The sequence below is a fragment of the Aquabacterium sp. A7-Y genome (assembly GCF_026153205.1).
Lineage (GTDB): Bacteria > Pseudomonadota > Gammaproteobacteria > Burkholderiales > Burkholderiaceae_C > Caldimonas.
Genome location: NZ_JAPFBW010000051.1, coordinates 14313 through 34461, shown reverse-complemented (window position 1 = coordinate 34461; position 20149 = coordinate 14313). Strand labels below are relative to the sequence as shown.

Below are 20149 nucleotides of genomic sequence, written 5' to 3'. Positions count from 1 at the left end.
GTAATTCCAGCCGTTACGGGCCGGCCGGTGCCGGACATTGTGGGCTATATTGAGACGTCGGCCGGACCCCGCCAGGTCGAGCGGGGCAGGCCCGGTTCAAGGAGAATTCCTCATGAAAGTCAGTGACATCCTTCGGGTCAAGGGCGGCACGCTGTTCACCGTCTCGCCGGACCAGCCGCTGGCCGAGGCCCTGAAGGCGATGGCCGAGCACGACATCGGTTCGCTGGTGGTGATGGAGCACGGCGACCTGGTCGGCATGCTCACCTTCCGCGAAGTGATCCAGGCCGTGGTGCGCAACGGCGGCGCGGTCGGCCAGACCATCGTGCGCACCGTGATGGACAACGCGCCGCTCACCTGCACGCTGGAAACCGAGATCGACGAAGTGCGCCGCATGATGCTGGGCCGGCACGCCCGCTACATGCCGGTCATGAACCAGCGCACGCTGATGGGCGTGATCTCGTTCTACGACGTCGCCAAGGCCGTGGTGGACAGCCAGGACTTCGAGAACCGCATGCTCAAGGCCTACATCCGCGACTGGCCCGGCGCCGACGGCGGCGAGCCGGTGCAGACCCTCTGAGCCTGGCCCGGGCTCCTGCGCCCGCTCCCTGGCGCGCCGGTCCGCGCGGGTCCCGGGTGCGCGCGGACCGGGCACAGCGCCGACGGCGCGTAAAATCGACCGCTCCTGCAACGTCTGTGCCCCCCATCCATGTCCGGCAGCACCTTCGGCCTCCTGTTTCGCGTCACCAACTTCGGTGAATCCCACGGCCCGGCGATCGGCTGCGTGATCGACGGCTGCCCTCCTGGCATGGAGCTGTCCGAGGCGGATATCCAGCCCGAGCTGGACCGTCGTCGCCCCGGCACCTCGCGCCACGTGACGCAGCGCAACGAACCCGACGCGGTCGAGATCCTCTCGGGCGTCTATGAGGGCCGCACCACCGGCACGCCGATCTGCCTGCTGATCCGCAACACCGACCAGCGCAGCAAGGACTACGGCAATATCCTGCAGACCTTCCGCCCGGGGCACGCGGACTACACCTATTGGCACAAGTACGGCATCCGCGACCCGCGCGGCGGCGGCCGTTCCTCGGCGCGGCTCACCGCGCCGATGGTGGGGGCGGGCGCGGTGGCACGCAAGTGGCTCCGGCAGCAATACGGCACCGAGTTCCGCGGCTGCATGACACAGCTGGGCGAGCTGACGATTCCCTTCGAGAGCTGGGAGCACGTGTCCGAGAACCCGTTTTTCGCGCCCAACGCGAGCATCGTGCCGCAGCTCGAGGACTACCTGGACGGGCTGCGCAAGGCCGGCGACTCGGTCGGCGCGCGTATCCACATCGAAGCGAGCCAGGTGCCGGTGGGCCTCGGCGAGCCCTTGTTCGACAAGCTGGATGCCGACATCGCCCACGCGATGATGGCCATCAACGCCGTCAAGGGCGTCGAGATCGGCGCGGGTTTCGCCAGCGTCGCCCACAAGGGCACACATCACGGCGACTCGCTGTCGCCGGAGGGTTTTCGCAACAACAACGCCGGCGGCGTGCTGGGCGGCATCAGCACCGGCCAGGACATCAAAGTCTCGATCGCGATCAAGCCCACCAGTTCGATCCGCTCGCCGCGCGAGTCCATCGACCTCGCGGGCCAGAGCGCGACCGTCGAGACCTTCGGGCGCCACGACCCCTGCGTCGGCATCCGCGCCACGCCCATCGCCGAGGCGATGCTCGCGCTGGTGCTGATGGACCACGCGCTGCGCCACCGCGCGCAGTGCGGCGACGTCCGGGTCGACACGCCGCGCATCCCGGGACGCGCCCCGGAGGCCTGAGTCGGCTGCTGGGCGGCGCGGCCGCAGCGTCCGTCGGGCCTTGTCGCGGCGGTCATGGATCCGCGGCCAGCGCCGCGGCCATGAACTCGACGAAAAGCCGCACCCGCGACGGGAGCAGCCGCGATTCCGTGACGGCATGGACGATCAGCGGCTGAAACTCCCACTCCGGCAGCACCCTTTGCAGTTCGCCCGAACGCCTCTCCTCCCGCGTATCCGCCACGCCCATCGGGGCGATACCCAGCCCGAGGCGGGCCAGCCTGCGGCACAGCCCCAGGCTGTTCATCGAGAAGCGGCCGGAGACCGGCACCGTGAGCGTTTGGTGGCGCGACCGCAGTGTCCACGCCGACGGCCCGCTGTTGCCGAGCATCAGGCAGTCGTGTCCAGCCAGGTCCCGGGGGTGCTGCAGCGGCGGTGCGTGGCGCAGGTAGCGCGGCGACGCATAGAGATGACGTGACAGCGAGCCCAGCTGCCTTGCAATCAGCGTTGAGGGCGTGCTCGGCGGATCGCCCAGGCGGATCGCGAGATCGAAGCCGTCAGCCACCAGATCGACCCGACGCGCCGACAGGTCGAGTTCGAAGTGGATCAGCGGGTAGCGTTCGGCAAAGGCACGCAAGGGCGCCGCGAGGTAGGTGATGGCCAGGTCGACCGGCATCGACACCCGCAGCACGCCGCCGGGCTGTGCTGCGTGCTCGAGCAGTGCCTCGTGCGCGACGCGCGCCTCGGCGACCAGCCCTTCGCAACGCTGGAAGTAGACCTTGCCTGCCTCTGTCAGTTCCACCCGGCGCGTGGTGCGGTGGAAGAGTCGCACGCCCACCGCCTTCTCCAACTCGGCCACGCGTCGCGAGACGGTGGAGTTCGGCATGCCCAGGGCATCAGCCGCGCGGCGGAAGCCTTTGGCGCGCGCCACCTCGACGAACAGCTCCATGTTGCTGAGCAGCTCCAAGTCGATTGCTCCATCAATGGATCAGAGATTCCATTGAAACACGTTTATTCCACGTCGGGAGCAATTCAACATGGCTGCATCGCAACCCCTCTTGGAGAATCCGATGACCCTGCTTCACACCACTGTTCGCATCGGCCGCATGACGCTGCCCAACCGCCTGGTGATGGCTCCGATGACGCGCAGCCGCGCGAACGACTCGACGGGCGTGCCCTCGGAGCTGGCGGTGACCTACTACGGACAGCGCGCTGATGCGGGCCTGCTGGTGACCGAGGGCACCTTTCCGTGCGCGATGGGCAAGGGCTATGTGCGAACGCCGGGTATCCATTCCGACGCTCAAGTCGAGGCCTGGCAAAAGGTGACCCGCGAAGTGCATGCCAGGGGCGGTCGCATCTTCCTGCAACTGATGCACTGCGGCCGCATCTCCCATCCTTCGCTGCTGCCGGGCGGTGCCCAGCCGGTCGCGCCGTCGGCCATCCGGCCTGCAGGCCAGGCCTGGCTCGCGACCGGACCCGCCGATTTCGTGACACCCCGCGCACTGACCACCGAGGAGGTCGAGGCCCTTGTACAGGACTTTCGCTTGGCGGCGCGGCGCGCGCTGCAGGCGGGCTTCGACGGCGTCGAACTGCACGCGGCCTCCGGCTACTTGCCGGAGCAGTTCTTGTCGTCCAGTACCAATCAGCGCACCGACCGCTACGGGGGCTCGATCGCGAACCGGGCTCGCTTCATCGTCGAGGTGCTGGAGGCGCTGGCCGCGGAGATCGGCGCCGACCGTGTAGGGATCAAGATCTCGCCGGAAATGGGGTTCAACGACATCCACGACGCGACGCCCGTGGAGACCTATGGGCATCTGGTGCGCACCATTGCGCCGCTGCAACTGGCTTACCTGCACGTGGCCGGGGCCCACACCGCCTTCGACTACCACGAGCATCTGAGGTCCTTGTTTCCCGGCGTGTACCTGCTGGGCGGCGGGCTGTCCAAGGCGACTGGCGAGCACCACATCGCGAAGGGCGAGGCTGACGCAGTCGTGTTCGGCAGCGCTTATCTGGCCAACCCCGACCTTGTGCAGCGTTTCGCGCTGGACGCGCTCCTGAATGCCCCCGACCGCGATACCTTTTACAGCGACGGTCCAGGCGGCTACATCGACTATCCGCTGCTGCCACCGGGGTCCAACCGCACGCTGCGTCTGCATGCCTACGGCGGGTCGGAAGGCCTGCGTGAGGATCTGGTGCCCGTGCCGACGCCAGGCTCCGGCGAGGTGCTGGTGCATGTGCGCGCGGCCGGGGTCAATGCGCTGGACGGGAAGATTCGCACAGGCTCGCTGACACAGGCCTTCCCGCTGGCATTGCCGGCGACGCTGGGCATCGAGTTGGCCGGCGAGGTGGTGCACGCGGCGGAGGACCTTGATCCGGTGCGGTTCGCGCCGGGCACTCGCGTGTTCGCAGCCTTGGGCCGTCTGGGCGCCTACGCCGACTACGTGGCCGTGCCCGCCGACCAGCTGGTGCACGTCCCCGAAGCGCTCGACCTGGTGACCGCCGCCTCGCTGCCGGTCGCGTCGCTCACGGCGTGGCAGGCGCTGATGGAAACAGGCGGACTTCGCAGTGGCGAGACCGTGCTGATCCATGGCGCGGCCGGCGGCGTAGGCGGCTTCGCCGTGCAGTTCGCCAAGCGTGCGGGCGCGCGTGTGCTGGCCACCGCCCGCGCATCGAACGCCGAGCACGTGCGTGCGCTCGGCGCCGAGCAGGTGATCGAGCCGGAGCTCGCCTTGTCGACGCGGGGCCCGACGGGCGTCGACCTGGTGCTCGACCTGGTGGGCGGCGAGACGCTCGCGGGACTCTGGCGCGCCCTCTCTCCGGCCGGGCGTATCGTCAGCACCTGCGCCCCTGACATCGAGGCGCGTGTTCCCCCCGGCGGACGCGGGGTGTGGTTCACGATGCGGCCCGACGCTCGCCGGCTTGCGCAGGTCGCGCAGGAGGTGGCCGAGGGGCGGCTGGTCGGCCACATCGGCGAGGTGCTCGATCGCGGCCGGCTGGTCGATGCGATTGAACGACGACACATGGGCCACCGGCCAGCTGGCAAGTCGGTGGTACGGATGAACTGAAGGGCGATAGGGGAAGACCCTCGAAGCCAACGAAACGACGGCCGCGCTCATCGGCCCTGCAAGCGGCTTGCGCTGAAGCTCCGACACTACTTACACAACATGCCTTGGGTCATGGCGCAAACGCGTGCATTGCGCCGGCAGCCTGACTAACCTTCGAACCGGTTCCCCGAGACCGCGGGACACAGGAGGCGCCACGACCTTCGTCCTGCCCCTAGCACCGAAGGAGACAGTCCGTGTTGTACCCCTCTTGCGCGTCCGCGCAGCCGCTTGCTCGCCCCCGCCTTTTCCCGTTTTCGCTGCGTCGTATGGCGCTGTCGACCGCCCTCGCGGCGTCAGCCGGCATCGCCCCCTGGGCGAGCGCACCCGCCCAGGCCCAGCCCACCGCCCGCACCGCCTTCGTCCACCTCTTCGAGTGGAAGTGGACCGATGTCGCGCGTGAATGCGAGAGCTACCTCGGCCCCAAGGGTTTCGCCGCGGTGCAGGTCTCGCCGCCCACCGAGCACGCCTGGATCGCCACTGGCGACGGTGCGCCCTATCCCTGGTGGATGCGCTACCAGCCGGTGAGCTACCAGCTGGACCGCAGCCGCAGCGGCACGCGCGTGGAGTTCCAGGACATGGTCCAGCGCTGCAATGCCGTGGGCGTCGGCGTTTATGTCGATGCGGTGATCAACCACATGGCCAGCGGCAGCGGCACCTCCAGCGCCGGGCGCTCATGGAGCCATCACGACTTCCCCGGCCTCTACGGCGCCAACGACTTCCATTCGCCGGTCTGCACGGTCAGCAACTACCAGGACGCCTGGAACGTGCAGAACTGCGAGCTCTCCGGCCTGCAGGACCTGCACACCGGCAGCAGTTATGTGCGCGGCAAGATCAGCGACTACCTGGTCGAGATGGTCAGGCTGGGCGTCAAGGGTTTCCGCGTCGACGCGGCCAAGCACATCCATCCGGTCGACCTCGCCGCGATCATCGACACCGTCAACTCGCGCGCGGGCGCCGACAAGCCGTACTGGTTCCTGGAGGTGATCGGTGCGCCGGGCGAGGCGGTGCAGCCCAGCCAGTACGACGGCCTGAACGGCAACCAGGTCAACATCACCGAGTTCGGTTACGGCCCGCAGATCCACGGCAAGTTCAAGGGCGGCCGGCTGGCCGACCTGCGCAGCTTCGGCGAGAGCTGGGGCCTGATGCCCAGCAGCAAGGCGGTGGCTTTCATCGACAACCACGACAAGCAGCGCGGCCATGGCGGCGGCGGCAGCTACATCACCTACCACGACGGCTCGACCTATGACCTCGCCAACATCTTCATGCTGGCCTGGCCCTACGGCTACCCGCAGCTGATGTCCAGCTATGCCTACAAGCGCAGCAGCGCCTACGACAGCAGCTTCGGCCCGCCGCACTACGGCGGCGGCGCGACCCAGGGACCCTGGGACGGCGGCGTGTCCAGCCCGGCCTGCTTCAACCAGAGCATCGGCGGCTGGGTCTGCGAGCACCGCTGGCGGGGCATCGGCAACATGGTGGGCTTCCGCAACGCGACCCTCGACCACTGGGCCGTCACTGACTGGTGGGACAACGGCAACAACCAGATCGCCTTCGGTCGGGGCAATGCCGGCTTCGTGGTCATCAACAAGGAAGGCGGAGCGCTGACCCGCCACTTCAAGACCAGCCTGCCGGCGGGCCGGTACTGCGACGTGATCTCGGGCGATTTCAGCAACGGCCACTGCAGCGGCAACGTGGTCACGGTCGATGGTGCCGGCTACGTCACCCTGACGGCCCCGTCCAACGGCGCCGCGGCCCTCCACGTCGGCGCCCGCGTGGGGCAGGGCGGCTGAGGGCGGAGCCGGCCCGGATTCAACGAGGCCTGGAGAGCTGCCGGGGACGACGGGGTCAGGTGCGCACGCGCTTCGCGGCCGCCGCTCGCTCCCGGTAGTAGGCGCCGTTCAGGAACGCGTCCGCGATGCCCGGCTGTTCCGGCAAGGCGTGGGTCCACTGGATTTCGAACCCGGTGGGAACCTGCACGAGCCAAAGACCTTCGTCTTCGTAGTCCGCGATCACCGCAAGACCCAGCTCGGCCAGGGTGTGGGCCGCTTCCTCCTCGTCCTCAGGCTCCACGAGGACCGACGCCGCGTAATAGGGCTCCGACGGGGGCGGCTCTGCCGGGTACTCGACGCCGTCCACGATGAGGGTCGATCCGTGATAGACAACCAGGGGCTCCTCGTCCCCCACGTCACTGTCGCTGTCGCCGCCGCCACCACCGCAGGCGGCGAGCGCCGACGCCAGCGCGCCGGCGGTGCAGAAGGTGAGGAAGCGGCGTCTGGATGGCTGGGTCATGGGGGTCCACTCCGGGCGTTCATACCTATGGAATAACGGGTCGCGCCATCGCGGCGACGACACGCTGTTGCTCTTCGCAACGATTGCCGCTGGCGACCTCACCCTCCGGCGAGGAGCGTCCCGCTTCCTTCGAGTTAAACTGGGCGCGGGTGTCGATGCGGCTCCGCGCCGCCGGCAGGTTGTTGCGTCGGTCGGGCCGCCACGCGGCTGAACCACGACCCGCTCCGATGACTGGACACCTGATCGAAACCATTGCGGCCGCACTCTTCGCCGTCGCGCTGCTCCACACCTTCTCTGCCAAGCAGTTCGAGCGGCTCTCCCACCGCTATCCCCGGCATGCCGGTCTCTTTCACCTCCTCGGCGAGGTCGAAGTCGTCTTCGGCTTCTGGGCCATCGTGCTGGTGCTCGCCATGGCACTGGTCGGCGGCGGCAGCGCAGCGCTCGGCTATGCCGAATCGCGGAACTACACCGAGCCGCTGTTCGTGTTTGTCGTCATGGTGATCGCCGCCTCACGTCCGGTCCTCCAGTTCGTGCTGAAGACCGTGGACGCGGCGGCTCGCCTGCTGCCGCTGCCAACGCCGCTCGCCACGGCCTGGCTGGGGCTCGCCGCGGTGCCGCTGCTGGGTTCGCTGATCACGGAGCCGGCTGCGATGACCATCGCGGCCCTGATGCTCGCGCCGCAGATCTTCCGGCCCCGGATGCCGGAGACCGTCAAGTACCTGGCGCTGGGCGTGCTGTTCGTCAACGTCTCCATCGGTGGCACGCTCACCTCGTATGCGGCCCCGCCCGTGCTGATGGTCGCCGGCACCTGGCAGTGGGACACGGCCTTCATGCTCGCCACCTTCGGCTGGAAGGCCGCCGTTGCGGTGGTGGTCAACGCGACGATCTGCGCCTTTGTGCTGCGCAGGCACCTGGCGCAGGCGCCGCTGCCGTCCGGCGAGGAAACGCCTGGCGCGCCCGTGCCCCTGCCCGTGGTCGCGGTGCATCTGGCCCTGCTGGCCGGCGTGGTGCTGCTGGCTCACCACCCCGTGGCCTTCCTCGGGCTCTTCCTGATGTTCCTGGGTTTCGCGCAGGCCTACGAGCGCCACCAGAGTCCCCTGATCGTCAAGGAAGCCTTGCTCGTCGGCTTTTTCCTGGCGGGTCTGGTGGTGCTCGGCGGCATGCAGCGCTGGTGGCTGCAGCCCATCGTTTCCAGCCTGGAACCGCTGGCGCTGTTCCTCGGCTCGCTCGGCCTCACCGCCATCACGGACAACGCGGCGCTCACCTATCTCGGGTCCTTGATCGCTGGCATCGAGGACGAGTCCAAGTACATGCTGGTCGCGGGCGCGGTGGCAGGCGGCGGGCTGACGGTCATCGCGAACGCACCGAACCCGGCCGGCGTCGCCCTGCTGAAAAACGGCTTCTCGGACGAGACCATCGGGGCCGGCGGCCTCCTGGCAGGCGCCTTGCTCCCCACCACCGTGGCGGCCGCGGCCTTCCTGCTGCTCTAGCCCGGGGACCTCAGGTCGCGGCGGCCGGCAAGGCCGTCAGCGCGACATAGACCGTCCCCAGCGTGTGGTAGTCGGTCTTGCCGGTGCGGCTCTTGTCGTTGCCCACCGGGCGGTTGTCGGGCCCCAGCATGTGGTGGTAGGCGCCGTGCTCATGGTCGATCAGGTAGTCCCACATGTAGGACCAGAGCCGGTCGAACCAGCGCCAGTAGACCGGCAGCCCGGTACGCTGCCCGAGCAGCGCGCCTGCCGCCATGGTCTCGGACTGGACCCAGAAGAACTTGCGGCCGTCGTGGATGCTGCCGTCCGGCGCCATGCGGTTGAACATGCCGCCGCGTTCGGCGTCCCAGGCGCGTGTCATCGTCGCGTCGAACAGCGCCTGGGCGCGCGGCAGCAGCCAGGGCAAGGGCCGCACCCGGTCGAGCAGCAGCAGCAGCTTGGCCCACTCGGTCTGGTGGCCGAAACGAAAGCCCCAGGGCCGGAAGGTGTCGCCGCCGTTGTCGCGGTGGTACTCCCAGTCCGGCTGCCAGTCGGGCCGGTAGCGCTCCCAGACCAGTCCGTTGGTGTGCTCGGTCAACTCGACCGTCACGCGCTTGGCGATCGCCTCGGCCCGGTCGAGGAAACGGGCCTCGCCGGTGGCGTCGTGTGCGGCCAGCAGCGCCTCGAAGACGTGCATCGTGGTGTTCTGTCCACGATAGGCGGCCCAGCCGCCCCCGGGTGCAGCTTCGTCGGCGTAGAGGCCGGCGCCCGCGTCCCAGAAGCGGCTTTCCAGCTGCTCCCAGGTCTCGTCCAGCCAGGCCCGCGCCTCGCTGACGCCGGCCTTCAGCGTGGTCGCGTAGGCAAGCAGCACGAAGGCCAGGCCGTAGGCGTATTGCGCGTCGTCCACGACCTGCGCGGTGCGCCGCCCCTCGACATCGTCTTCGACGTGCAGCATCCAGGCGTAATGCCCGGTGTCGGGATGGCGATGCTGTTCGCGCAGGAAACGCAGGCCGTGGCGCGCCGCTTCCAGGTAGCTCGGCGCCCTGAAATGCAGGAAGGCCATCGCGTAGTTGAAGATCAAGCGCGTGGTGTTGACCAGGCGCCGGCGCTCGGGGTCGTAAGGGCTGCGATCGTCCCGGAAGTACTGGAAGTAGCCGCCTCGCTTGTCGATGCAGGTCGGATGGTAGAAGGCCATCGTGTGAAAGATGTGCTCTTTCAGGAAGGTCGCGGAGCGAAAGCGAGGCAGGGTTTGCATCAAGCCAATGAAAAACGCCGGGCGGCGCCCGGCGGGAGGAGGGGGAGCGCTACGCGTGTAGCGTATCAGCCCAGGCGCTGCTGCGTGTTACCGTCGAACAGATGCACCTCCTCGGCGGACCACGCCAGATGCACGTTCTCGCCGACCCGCTGGTGCACCTTGCCGGGCACGCGAGCGGTCAGCATGCCGATGGCGGTCTCGACCATCGCATAGGTCTCGGGCCCGGTGGGCTCGATCATGCTCAGGGTGCCGGGCAGGCCGGCCGCGGCGAACTGCAGCGCCTCGGGCCGCAGGCCGTAGGTGACTGCGCCCGTGCCGCCATTCTGCAGCGCCTGCCGGTGGGTCGCGCTCAGCGCCAGTTCGCTGCCGCCAGCGGTCAAGCCCTGGCCCGTGCGGCTCGACTCGATCATGTTCATCGCGGGCGAGCCGATGAACTCGGCGACGAAGCGGTTGGCCGGGCGCGAGTAGATGTCGTCCGGCGTGCCGAACTGCTGCACCTGGCCGTCCTTCATCACCGCGATGCGGTCGCCCAGGGTCATGGCCTCGACCTGGTCGTGGGTCACGTAGACGGTGGTGGTGCGGGTGCGCTGGTGCAGCAGCTTGATCTCGGCGCGCATCTCAACGCGCAGCTTGGCGTCGAGGTTGGACAGCGGCTCGTCGAACAGGAACAGCTTGGGGTTGCGCGCCAGCGCCCGGCCCATCGCAACACGCTGGCGCTGGCCACCCGAGAGCTGGCCCGGCTTGCGGCTCAGCAGGTGCTCGATCTGCAGCATCTTGGCGACCCGCTGCACCGCTGCCTCGCGCTCGGCCTTCGGCACCTGGCGCATCTCCAGTCCGAAGGAGATGTTCTGCGCGACGTTCATGTTGGGGTAGAGCGCATAGCTCTGGAACACCATCGCGATGTCGCGGTCCTTGGGCAGGGCATGGGTGACGTCGCGGTCGCCGATGTGGATGCTGCCCGAAGTGGGGAAGTCCAGGCCGGCGATCATCGACAGCAGGGTCGACTTGCCGCAGCCCGAGGGGCCGACCAGGATCAGGAATTCGCCGTTCTCGACCTCGAGATCGATGCCCTTGAGGATCTCGATCTGGTGGTAGGCCTTGCGGACGTTGCGGATAGAGAGTGCACCCATGTTGTCGCTCTGCTTCTCGAATTAACCTTTGACGGCGCCGGCGGTCAGCCCGCGCACGAAGTACTTGCCCGCGATCACGTAGATCGCCAGGGTCGGCAGCGCGGCGATCATCGCGGCGGCCATGTCGACGTTGTATTCCTTGACCACGCTGGAGGTGTTGGCGAGGTTGTTGAGGCCCACCGTCACCGGCTTGGAGTCGCCGCCCGAGAACACCACGCCGTAGAGGAAGTCGTTCCAGATGTTGGTGAATTGCCAGATCAGCGTGACGACCAGGATGGGCGTCGACAGCGGCAGCACGATGCGCCAGAAGATGCGCCAGAAGCCGGCGCCGTCGAGCATCGCGGCCTTGATCAGTTCATCGGGCAGGCCGACGTAGTAGTTGCGGAAGAACAGCGTGGTCGACGGGATGCCGGCCAGCACGTGCACCAGCACCAGGCCCCAGACCGAGCTGGAAATGCCCAGCCAGCCCAGCACCTGCGACATTGGCAGCAGCACCACCTGCATGGGCATGAAAACGCCGAACAGCATCAGGCCGAACATCAGCTCACTGCCGCGGAAACGCCACTTGCTGATGACATAGCCGTTGATGGCACCCAGCGTGGTGGAGATCAGCACCGCGGGCACGACCATCAGGGCGGAATTGAGGAAAAACGGCTTCAGGCCCCCGCAGTCGGTGCCGGTGCAGGCGCTGGACCAGGCCTTGCCCCAGGCCTCGACGTTGACGGCCTGGGGCAGCGAGAGCAGGCCGCCGGAGCGGATCTCGTTCATGTCTTTCAGCGAGGTCACCAGCATCACGTAGAGCGGCGCCAGGAAGATCGCCGCGAAGCCGAGCAGCAGCGACCAGATCACGAATCGGTGGAAGTTCTGCATGACAGGCTCAACGTTTGGTGCGCAGTTCGGAATAGAGGTAGGGCACGACGATGGCCGCGATGGTCGCCAGCATGATGGTCGCCGAGGCCGCGCCCAGGCCGATCTGCCCGCGCGAGAAGGCCATCGCGTACATGAAGGTGGCCGGCACGTCGCTGGCGTAGCCGGGGCCGCCGTTGGTCAGCGCGATGACCAGGTCGAAGCTCTTGATCGCGATGTGGGCCAGCACCAGCAGGGTGCTGAAGAACACCGGGCCGAGGCTGGGGATGATGATGCGCAGGTAAATGCGCGGCAGAGAGGCGCCGTCGACCTGGGCGGCCTTGATGATGGAGTCGTCGATGCCGCGCAGCCCGGCCAGGAACAGCGCCATCACGAAACCCGAGGACTGCCAGACGCCCGCGATCACGACGGTGTAGATGGCGTAGTCGGGGTTGATGAGCCAGTCGAAGGTGAAGCTCTCGAAACCCCAGCCGCGCACCACGTTCTCCAGACCCAGGCCGGGGTTCAGGATCCACTTCCAGGCGGTGCCGGTGACGATGAAGGACAGCGCCATCGGGTAGAGATAGATGGTGCGCAGCGCGCCTTCGGCCCGGATCTTCTGGTCCAGCAGGATGGCCAGGAACAGGCCCAGGGCCATGCCGATGCCGATGAACAGCACGCCGAAGATGCCGAGGTTCTTGGCCGCCACCCACCAGCGCTCGCTGTCGAACAGCGTGACGTACTGCTCCAGCCCGACGAACTGGTAGTTCGGCAGCAGGCGCGAGGCCGACACCGAGAGGTAGCCGTTCCAGGCGATCAGGCCGTAGATGAACAGGAAGGACAGGATGAAGGAGGGTGCCAGTACCAGCTTGGGCAGCCAGGGCTGGTTCGGCCGCGGGGTCGAAGGCGATGACATCCGGGACTTTCGAGGTGGCGAGGAGGACAGGGCGCCGTGGCCCAAAGCAGCCGCGGCACTGGATTCGTGCACCTTGGCGCGCGAGGCACCAAGGCACCAGCCGGCAAGCCCCCGGGTGATCCGGGGCGCGCCGCAAGACACGGCGCCGAGCCGGCGCTCAGACCATCACTTCTGCTTGGCAGCGGAGGCGATGCGGTCCATCGCTTCCTTGGCGGTCATCTTGTCGGTGTTCCAGAACTGCGACACCGCGTCCTTGATCGCGCCTTCGGCGGCCGAGGGCACCGCCATGCCGTGGGCGATCGAGGGCAGCAGCGTGCCGGACTTGGAGCTGGCGACGAAGTCGGACGAGGACTGCTTGGCGCAGTCGTCGAACTTGGCCAGGTCCATGTTCAGGCGCACCGGGATGGAGCCCTTGTTCAGGTTGAAGACCTCCTGGAACTCGGGCGACATGATGGCGGTGGCCAGGTCCTTCTGCGCCTTCACGTTCGCGTCGTTCTTGATCTTGAACATCGCGAAGCTGTCGACGTTGTACGTGTAAGCCTTGCCGGTGCCGGGAGCCGGTGCACAGACGAAGTCCTTGCCCGGGGTCTTGCCCGCGGCGATGAACTCGCCCTTGGCCCAGTCGCCCATGATCTGCATGCCGGCCTGGCCATTGATGACCATCGCGGTGGCCAGGTTCCAGTCGCGGCCGGGCGCATTGCGGTCGGTGTAGTCCTTGACCTTCTTGAAGGTGGTCAGCACCTTCTCCATGGTCGCGCTCTTCAGCGTGCCCTGGTCCATCTGCACCAGCGCCTTCTTGTAGAAGTCGGCGCCACCGACACCCAGCGCGACCGCCTCGAAGGTGGTGAAGTCCTGCCAGTTCTGGCCGCCGTGGGCGACCGGGATCACGCCGGCCTTCTTGAGGGCCTCGGCGGCGGTGAAAAACTCGTCCCAGGTGGTCGGGACCTTGACGCCGGCCTTCTGGAACACGGCCGGGTTGGCCCACAGCCAGTTCACGCGGTGCACGTTGACGGGAGCGGCGACGTAGCTGCCCTTGTACTTCAGGCCGTCGGCGATGGTCTTGGGGAGCAGGCTGTCCCACTGGTTGGCCTTGGCGACGTCGTCGATGTTGGCGAGCACGCCTTCACGCGCCCATTCCTGGATCGAGGGGCCCTTGATCTGCGCCGCGGCCGGGGCGTTGCCCGACACGACGCGGGACTTGAGCACGGTCATGGCCGAATCGCCGCCGCCGCCGGCGACCGCGAAATCGCGCCAGGTGTGGCCCAGCGCCAGCAGCTTGCCCTTCAGGGCGGTGGCGGCCTTGGCCTCGCCGCCCGAGGTCCACCAGTGCAGGACTTCGACTTCACCGGCTTGCGCGGCAGTGGCGGCCATCAGGCCGGTGGCGGCCAGGGCGCCTGCCAGGCAGCGAACGGACAGATTCGATGCGGACATCGTTTGTGCTCCTCGTCTTCAATATGTGATGGTTCACGGCGCGGCCCGGGGGGGGCGACGGTGCCGTGGGCGCAATGTTAAGACTGCGTTAAAGAAGCGGCAATGGTTCTTTAACCTGGTACTTACCCTAGGCGTTTCCAGGCGGCCGGAGGGGAGGGCAAGGGCCGCTCGGGCCCGGCGGCAAACGGGCAATCAGCCTGCCAGGGGCAGCCGCAGGGTGGCGCGCAGACCGTGGGGCAGCACCGGCGACAGCGCGACCTTGCCGGCATGGCGCTCGGCGATCTCCTTCACGATGGCGAGGCCCAGGCCGCATCCGTTGCCCTCGTGGGTCGCGCGCACGAAACGCTCGAAGACCCGTTCGTGGATCTGCGGCTCCGGGGGCAGGCCCGGGCCGTCGTCCTCGACCTCGATGACGGCTTGTTGGCGGTCGCGGCGGCTGCGCAGCGTCACGGTGGCGCCCCGGCCGGCATAACGGATCGCGTTGTCGATCAGGTTCTGCAGCGCTTCCCGGATCAGCAGGGCATTGCCGCTGACCTCCAGCGGGCCGGGGTTGCTGTCGTCGTCGCAGCCCAGGTCGACGCCGGCCTGCAGCGCGCGCGGCACCAGCTCGGCGGCGAGGTCGCGGGCCAGCTTCTGCAGGTCGAAACGGCTGCGCGCCTGCACCGCTGCGGACTCGGGCTCCGCACGCGCGAGCGTCAGCAGCTGGGCCACCAGGTGGGCGGCGCGGGCGGCGCTTTCCTGCACACGCTGCAGCCGGGCCTTGAGGACCGGGTCGCTGGCCTCCGCATGCGCCAGCTCGGCCTGCGACTTGAGGCCGGCCAGCGGGGTGCGCAGCTGGTGGGCGGCATTGCTGATGAACCGCTTCTGCGAGCTGACGTTCTCGTGCACCTCGGCCAGCAGGGTGTTGAGCGCCTTCGCAAGGGCGCGCACCTCGGTCGGGGCCGACTCCAGCTTGATGGGCGCGAGGTCGTTGGGGGCGCGGTCCTCGACCAGGTCGCGCAGCCGGGTCAGCGGCGCGAGGCCGGTGCGGATGCCGCCCCAGACGATCAGCGACATCAGCACGATCAGGCCCGACAGCGGCAGCGCGGTGTCGATCAGGATCTGGCGCGCCAGATCCTCGCGCGTGGTGCGGCTCTTGGCAATCTGCACCAGCATGCGCTGCGGCTCGCCTTCCTCGCCCCAGGCGAGGTAGAGCGCCGCCACCCGCACCGGCGTGTCACCGACGCTGCCGTCGTAGAAATAGGGCAGGTCGAGCTGCGGATGGGCGATCTCCGGCGGCGGCGGCAGCTTGTTGTTGCCCAGGATGAACTGCCCGGGCGGTGTGCTGACCATGTAATAGACCTTGTCGTCCGGGTCGGTCTCGATGATGGACTGGGCGGCCTTGGGGAAGTCGATGAACAGGCCGTTGCCGATGGGCTTGACCTGCTGCGCCAGCGCGCGCGAAGACTGGTAGAGGCTGCGGTCGATGGCGCGGTTGGCATAACGCGCGGCCAGGTGGTAGGTGACGTAGGCGGCCGCCATCCACAGCACCAGCTGCGGCAGCAGCAGCCAGACCATCAGGTGGCGGCGCAGCGAGCGCTGGCCGGGCGCCAGCCGCAGTCCCACCTGGAGTTTGTGCCAGAGGCGGGAACTCATTGCGGCCGGGCGGCGTTCATTGGAAAACCTCCGTGCTTCGCACTGCGGTGCGAGCGCCTTCGGGCGGCCGGGCGGCGCTCACGCCGGCGCGTCCAATTCCAGCAGATAGCCCAGGCCGCGCACCGTGCGGATGGTGATGCCGGAGGGTTCGAGCTTGCGGCGCAGCCGGTGGATGTAGACCTCGATCGAGCCGGGTGCGGCGTCGCTGCGGCCGGCGTCGGGGCGTTCGCCGGACCAGACCTGCGCGATCTGGTCCTTGGTCACGACCTTGTCGCGCTGGCTGAGCAGCAGGTCCAGCAAGGTCCACTCGCGCGGCGAGAAGTCGACCGCCTCGCTGCCGATGCTGGCGCGCCGCGCCTCGCGGTCGAAGGTCAGCTCGCCGACTTGCTGCACGCTGCCGGCGCTGGGCTTGGCGCGGCGCAGCAGGGCCCGCAGGCGGGCCTCCAGCTCCGGGAAGTCGAAGGGTTTGGTCAGGTAGTCGTCGGCCCCGGCATTGAGGCCCTCGACGCGGTGCTCCAGGTCGCACAGCGCGGTCAGCAGCAGGATGGGCTGCTCGGGCTTGGCGGCGCGGGCCCGCTTGAGCACCGTGAGGCCGTCGACCATGGGCAGGCCGATGTCGAGCACCGCGACATCGAATTGTTGCCGCAGCAGCAGGTATTCGGCGACCGCGCCGTTGTCGGCGGTCTCGACCTCGAAGCCGGCGTGCTGGAGATTGGCGGTCAGGGCGTCGCTCAGGATGGCGTCGTCTTCGGCAAGCAGGATGCGCATGCCCGGGACTTTAATGTTTCCTTTACAGGTCCGCCCTCGGGGGCTGCCCTCATACCGCAGGAGACGGTGACGCCGGCGCAGGACCGGCCCGGCTCAGCACTCCACGATGTTGACCGCCAGGCCGCCGCGCGCCGTTTCCTTGTACTTGGTTTTCATGTCGGCCCCGGTCTCGCGCATGGTCTTGATCACCTTGTCCAAGGAGACATGGTGGGTGCCGTCGCCGCGCAGCGCCATGCGCGCCGCGTTGACCGCCTTGACGGATGCGATGGCGTTGCGTTCGATGCACGGGATCTGCACCAGCCCGCCGACCGGGTCGCAGGTCAGCCCGAGGTGGTGCTCCATGCCGATCTCGGCGGCGTTCTCGACCTGCTCGGGCGTGCCGCCCATGACCGCGCAGAGTGCCGCGGCGGCCATCGAGCAGGCCACGCCGACCTCCCCCTGGCAGCCCACCTCGGCGCCCGAGATCGAGGCGTTCTCCTTGTAGAGGATGCCGATGGCCGCCGCCGTCAGCAGAAAGTCGGCCACCCCGCGGTCGTTGGCGCCCGGCACGAAGCGGGTGTAGTAGTGCAGCACCGCCGGCACGATGCCGGCCGCGCCGTTGGTCGGGGCGGTCACGACGCGGCCACCGGCGGCGTTCTCCTCGTTGACCGCCAGTGCATAGAGGTTGACCCAGTCGATCACCTGCAGCGGGTCCTTCAGGGCCGCTTCCGGGTTGGAGGTCAGCTGGCGGTAGAGGTCGGCGGCGCGGCGGCGCACCTTGAAGCCGCCGGGCAGGACACCTTCGGTGCGGCAGCCGCGCGCCACGCAGTCCTGCATCACGCGCCAGATGTTCATCAGGCCGGCCTCGATCTCCGCCGGTTCGCGCCAGTGTGTTTCGTTGCGGCGCATCACCTCGGCGATGGAGCAGCGCTGCTCGCGGGCACGGGCCAGCAACTCCTCGCCGCTGCGGAAGGGCAGCGGCAGCACGGTCGCGTCGGGGGCGATGACTTTCTGCCGGCTGCCGTCGGCCGCGACTTCGTCGCTGACGACAAAACCGCCGCCCACCGAGTAGTAGGTGCGTGCCTGCAGCTCGGCGCCCTGGGTGTCGTAGGCCACGAAACGCATGCCGTTGGCGTGGAAGGGCAGGCTCTGGCGCCGGAAAAAGACGAGATCGGCAGTTTCGTCGAAGGCGATCTCGTGCTGCCCCAGCAGTGCCAGTTGCCGTCCGGCGCGAATGCCCTCCAGCAGCGTAGGGATGGCCTCGACGTCCACCGTGTCGGGTTCGTGGCCGGCCAGCCCGAGCAGCACCGCCTTGTCGCTGCCGTGGCCCTTGCCGGTGGCGCCCAGCGAACCGTAGAGCTCCGACAGCACGCGCGCGGTGCGCGGCAGCAGGCCGTCGTGCTGCAGGCGCAGCGCGAACAGGCGCGCCGCCCGCATCGGTCCCACGGTGTGCGAGCTGGACGGGCCGATGCCGATCTTGAACAGATCAAAGACGGATACTGCCATGACGGTCTTCCTGCAGGACGGTAGCTCTAGGATGTGGAGGCGGGGGCGGCCGCGGGCGCCGGGTCGCAGGCCGCGGGGGGCGCGCCCGACAGCGCCTGGTCCAAGGCCTGCAGCAGCCGGTCGCGCACCTCCTCGCGCATCAGGGCATCGAGGTGGGCGCCGCCGGTCAGCGGCAGCCACTGCTTGGGGCAGGGCGCCGCGGCATACAGCGCCTGGCCGTGGCGCAAGGGAATGATGGCATCGGCGCTGCCGTGCATCAGCAGCAGGGGGACCCGCAGGCCCTGCACCGCGGCGAGCGGGTCGCGCTCGGGCGGCGGCAGGCCGGGCAGCAGCAGCGGCGCCAGCCAGCCCACCGGGCCGGCCTCGGCCGCCTTGTCGCGGAAGATGCCGCGGTAGCTGCTGAAGGCAGAGTCCACCACCAGCAGCCGCACGCCCTCGGGCGACTGCGCGACGGCACGTGTCGCGGTCGCGCCGCCCAGGCTCTGGCCCAGCACGACGAGGCGGGTGGCGTCGACGTCGGGGCGGCTGCGCAGATGGCGCAGCGCGGCCAGCGTGTCGTCCACCACCCCGTCCAGGCTGGGCTGGCCGCCGGAGCGGCCATAGCCCCGGTAGTCGAAGCTCAGCACGTTGTAGCCTGCGCCCGGCAGCCAGGCCACCAGCGGCAGGTGGTTGCTGATGTTGGCGGCGTTGCCGTGCACATGCAGCACGGTCGCGCGCGGCGTGCCGCGGGCCGGCAGCCACCAGGCGTGCAGCCGGCTGCCGTCGACCGCCTCGATCTCGACGTCGCGGGCGGTCACGCCTGCTTCGGCCGGGGTGGTGTAGACCTGCTGGTCGGGATAGAAAAACAGGCGCTCGGCGCAGCCGCCGAGCAGGCCGACGCAGAGGCCGGCCAGGAGGGTCATGAGCCAGCGCCTCCACGGCGGCGAGACGCGACCCGCAGTGTTTCGCATGGGAGCCGGTTCACCGCAGCGCGGCGGCCAGGTCGGCCACGAAGGCGTCCACCGCCTCGGGGGTGGTGTCCCACGCGCACATCAGCCGGCAGCCGCCGCCGGCGATGAACTCATAGAACTTCCAGCCCTTGGCGTGCAGCCCGTCGATGACCTCGCGCGGCAGCTGCACGAACACGCCGTTGGCCTCCGGCGGGTGCAGCACGGTCGCGCCGGGCAGCTCGCGCAGCGCGGCGTAGAGACGCTGCGCCATCGCGTTGGCGTGGCGCGCGTTGCGCAGCCAGACCTCGTTCTCGAGCAGGCCGACCCAGGGGGCCGAGATGAACCGCATCTTGGAGGCCAGCTGCCCGGCCTGCTTGACGCGGTAGGCGAAGTCCTCCGACAGGGCGCGGTCGAAAAAGACCACCGCCTCGCCGATGGGCAAGCCGTTTTTGGTGCCGCCGAAACACAGCACGTCCACGCCGGCGCGCCAGGTGACTTCGGCCGGGTGGCAGCGCAGCGAGGCCACCGCGTTGGCGAAGCGGGCACCGTCCATGTGGACCTTGAGCCCGCGCTGGCGCGCCACCGCGCAGATCGCGCGCACCTCCTCCACGGTGTAGACCGTGCCCAGCTCGGTCGCCTGGGTCAGGCTCACCACCTTGGGCTTGGGATAGTGGATGTCGCTGCGCTTGGTGATGAGCTGCTCCACCGCCTGCGGCGTCAGCTTGCCGAGCCGGGCCGCCGGGCTGTCGCTCTCCGTCGTGAGCAGCTTGCTGCCGTTGGAGAAGAACTCGGGGCCGCCGCATTCGTCGGTGTCCACATGGGCCACCGGGGTGCAGATCACCGAGTGGTAGCTCTGGCACATCGCGGCCAGTGCCAGCGAGTTGGCGGCGGTGCCGTTGAAGACGAAGTAGACGTCGCAAGGCGTGCCGAACAGCTCGCGGATCATGTCCGTCGAGCGCTGGGTCCAGATGTCGTCGCCGTAGCCCGGCTGGTGGCCGGAGTTGTTGGCCTCCAGGAACCAGTGGGTCGCCTCGGGGCACATGCCGGCGTAGTTGTCGCTGGCGAAGTGTTCGCGAAGGCTGGAGGAGTGGGGGGTCATGCGACGCTCC

General features: G+C 68.7%; 17 protein-coding genes. 5 read left to right on the top strand and 12 right to left on the bottom strand.

What is annotated here, in order from left to right; genetic code table 11:
- Positions 1 to 112 precede the first annotated feature (112 nt).
- Together OOT46_RS29020 and aroC are read left to right on the top strand one after the other, a co-directional pair.
- A complete protein-coding gene (locus tag OOT46_RS29020; protein ID WP_265407106.1) occupies positions 113 to 577 on the top strand; it encodes a CBS domain-containing protein in 465 nt (154 codons plus the stop codon).
- A 129-nt stretch (positions 578 to 706) separates the two neighbouring features.
- Positions 707 to 1813, top strand: a complete 1107-nt coding sequence (aroC, locus tag OOT46_RS29015) for a chorismate synthase (protein WP_265407105.1) — start codon at positions 707 to 709, stop codon at positions 1811 to 1813.
- Positions 1814 to 1865: 52 nt separating this feature from the next.
- Here aroC and OOT46_RS29010 read toward each other — a convergent pair whose 3' ends face one another.
- The gene (locus OOT46_RS29010; protein WP_322114307.1) at positions 1866 to 2756 is read right to left on the bottom strand and encodes a LysR family transcriptional regulator; all 891 of its coding nucleotides are present in this window, start codon (positions 2754 to 2756) and stop codon (positions 1866 to 1868) included.
- 103 nt (positions 2757 to 2859) lie between these two features.
- Between OOT46_RS29010 and OOT46_RS30840 the strand changes: the two genes are divergently transcribed.
- Positions 2860 to 4854 (top strand): alcohol dehydrogenase catalytic domain-containing protein, encoded by a 1995-nt coding sequence (locus tag OOT46_RS30840; RefSeq protein WP_322114306.1) that lies wholly within the window; start codon positions 2860 to 2862, stop codon positions 4852 to 4854.
- 233 nt (positions 4855 to 5087) lie between these two features.
- Entirely contained in the window at positions 5088 to 6680 is a 1593-nt protein-coding gene (locus tag OOT46_RS28995) for an alpha-amylase (protein WP_265407103.1), read from the top strand.
- A gap of 55 nt (positions 6681 to 6735) precedes the next feature.
- Here the strand turns inward: OOT46_RS28995 and OOT46_RS28990 are convergent, their stop codons facing one another.
- Positions 6736 to 7179, bottom strand: coding sequence for a twin-arginine translocation signal domain-containing protein (locus OOT46_RS28990; RefSeq protein WP_265407102.1), 444 nt, complete (start codon positions 7177 to 7179; stop codon positions 6736 to 6738).
- Between the two features lie 227 nt (positions 7180 to 7406).
- Here OOT46_RS28990 and OOT46_RS28985 point away from each other — a divergent pair, with 227 nt between their 5' ends.
- Complete coding sequence (locus OOT46_RS28985; RefSeq protein WP_265407101.1) at positions 7407 to 8669, top strand: putative Na+/H+ antiporter; 1263 nt, start codon at positions 7407 to 7409, stop codon at positions 8667 to 8669.
- 10 nt (positions 8670 to 8679) lie between these two features.
- Here OOT46_RS28985 and OOT46_RS28980 read toward each other — a convergent pair whose 3' ends face one another.
- The 10 genes from OOT46_RS28980 to OOT46_RS28935 form a co-directional block, all read right to left on the bottom strand.
- Positions 8680 to 9900: an AGE family epimerase/isomerase gene (locus OOT46_RS28980; protein ID WP_265407100.1), complete on the bottom strand. Its 1221-nt coding sequence runs from the start codon at positions 9898 to 9900 to the stop codon at positions 8680 to 8682.
- A 65-nt stretch (positions 9901 to 9965) separates the two neighbouring features.
- Positions 9966 to 11030 (bottom strand): ABC transporter ATP-binding protein, encoded by a 1065-nt coding sequence (locus tag OOT46_RS28975; protein WP_265407099.1) that lies wholly within the window; start codon positions 11028 to 11030, stop codon positions 9966 to 9968.
- 21 nt (positions 11031 to 11051) lie between these two features.
- On the bottom strand, positions 11052 to 11900 hold the full coding sequence (locus OOT46_RS28970) for a carbohydrate ABC transporter permease (RefSeq protein ID WP_265407098.1): 849 nt from the start codon (positions 11898 to 11900) through the stop codon (positions 11052 to 11054).
- A 7-nt stretch (positions 11901 to 11907) separates the two neighbouring features.
- A complete protein-coding gene (locus tag OOT46_RS28965; protein WP_265407097.1) occupies positions 11908 to 12792 on the bottom strand; it encodes a carbohydrate ABC transporter permease in 885 nt (294 codons plus the stop codon).
- A gap of 165 nt (positions 12793 to 12957) precedes the next feature.
- Positions 12958 to 14223: an ABC transporter substrate-binding protein gene (locus OOT46_RS28960; protein WP_416136273.1), complete on the bottom strand. Its 1266-nt coding sequence runs from the start codon at positions 14221 to 14223 to the stop codon at positions 12958 to 12960.
- 192 nt (positions 14224 to 14415) lie between these two features.
- The gene (locus OOT46_RS28955) at positions 14416 to 15858 is read right to left on the bottom strand and encodes a sensor histidine kinase (protein ID WP_265407096.1); all 1443 of its coding nucleotides are present in this window, start codon (positions 15856 to 15858) and stop codon (positions 14416 to 14418) included.
- Between the two features lie 78 nt (positions 15859 to 15936).
- Positions 15937 to 16626 carry a response regulator transcription factor gene (locus OOT46_RS28950; RefSeq protein WP_265407095.1) on the bottom strand — a complete coding sequence of 230 codons (690 nt, stop codon included), beginning with the start codon at positions 16624 to 16626 and terminating at the stop codon, positions 15937 to 15939.
- 93 nt (positions 16627 to 16719) lie between these two features.
- Complete coding sequence (locus OOT46_RS28945; protein WP_265407094.1) at positions 16720 to 18111, bottom strand: L-serine ammonia-lyase; 1392 nt, start codon at positions 18109 to 18111, stop codon at positions 16720 to 16722.
- Between the two features lie 26 nt (positions 18112 to 18137).
- Positions 18138 to 19013, bottom strand: a complete 876-nt coding sequence (locus OOT46_RS28940) for an alpha/beta hydrolase (protein WP_265407093.1) — start codon at positions 19011 to 19013, stop codon at positions 18138 to 18140.
- Between the two features lie 58 nt (positions 19014 to 19071).
- Positions 19072 to 20139: a threonine aldolase family protein gene (locus tag OOT46_RS28935; RefSeq protein ID WP_265407092.1), complete on the bottom strand. Its 1068-nt coding sequence runs from the start codon at positions 20137 to 20139 to the stop codon at positions 19072 to 19074.
- Positions 20140 to 20149 lie beyond the last annotated feature (10 nt).